Origin of the sequence: Advenella sp. (genome assembly GCF_052108595.1) — a bacterium.
Classification (GTDB): Bacteria; Pseudomonadota; Gammaproteobacteria; order Burkholderiales; family Burkholderiaceae_B; genus Advenella.
In genome coordinates, this window is the sequence record NZ_JBQEAU010000135.1 from 9,884 (window position 1) to 10,889 (window position 1,006).

The window sequence follows — 1,006 nt, forward strand, 5'->3', positions numbered from 1 at the left end:
GTTCCCTCAGCGGAAGAAGCAGGAACGGCAGACGGTGCGTCGGGGGTGACCGTCGTTGTATTTGAATTGGAGCTCATGGAAGATGGTAACCGTGATGATCAGCCAGGCCAATGCGGGATCAGGCAATGCCAGCGACATCGCCCGTTTTCTCGATCGGCTGGAATTATGTAGGTTCAATTAATTGGGTAAGCAATAATTGCTTGGTCAATTAATGATAATCACAGAAAAAATCACGGTCAAATATTTTCTGAAAACGAACGCGCAAACGGCCCGATTCTGTTGTGAAAGTTCGGAAAATTCAGTCCTGCGTAAGCCTTGGGGCACACTTGAGGCCGCCGATCCGTTGCGCCGGGAGCCGTTTTTCGATACGGTCGGGCAGGCCGACTGGCGCAGTCAAGGCCCCCAAGCCGCATTCAGGTTGCAATTATCCAGAGGAGGGCGCGCGACCAGGCGCACAAGAGCGGCAGGCATCAAAACGATGAGCCCGGTTGCTGCAGGAAGGTGATTTCCTCGGGCGTCGATGGGCGCCCCAGAATCTCGTTGCGATGCGGATAACGACCGAAAGCGTCGATGATGGCCTTGTGTTTCAGTTCAAACTGATACGACTCATTTGAACCATATTTGCGAAACAGACATTCGGCCGCCTGGTGAATCACGGTTGATTCAGAATGCATCATGGGCATCAGCAAAAAATTGTTCTCCTGTTGCGTCAGATCGGCAAATTCGGTGGTACGCGTTGCTTCCTGGGAGAGCACCAGCGCCATCGTGTCATGGGCAAATGCCAGGGGTGTGCCGCGGCCGATGTTGCGCGAGAACTGATCCAATACAATGATCTCTGCAAGGCGTCCTCGAATGGAGCTGCGCCAGCCGCTTAGCTCGGCGCGCGTGGCCTGTTGCCATACCTCGGTAAAACGTTCGCAAATTGTTGCATCAAGTTGCGGATCGCTGGTAAACCATTGCTCAGAAGGGGTTTGTTCAAACCAGAATTCAAGAATATCCTGTGGAG

General features: G+C 53.2%; 1 protein-coding gene. It reads right to left on the minus strand.

All coding sequences use genetic code 11. The features are described from left to right. Positions 1 to 470: 470 nt before the first annotated feature. A partial coding sequence (locus tag ACTIKR_RS18455; protein WP_442328632.1) for a DUF924 family protein occupies positions 471 to 1,006 on the minus strand: 536 nt, incomplete at its 5' end.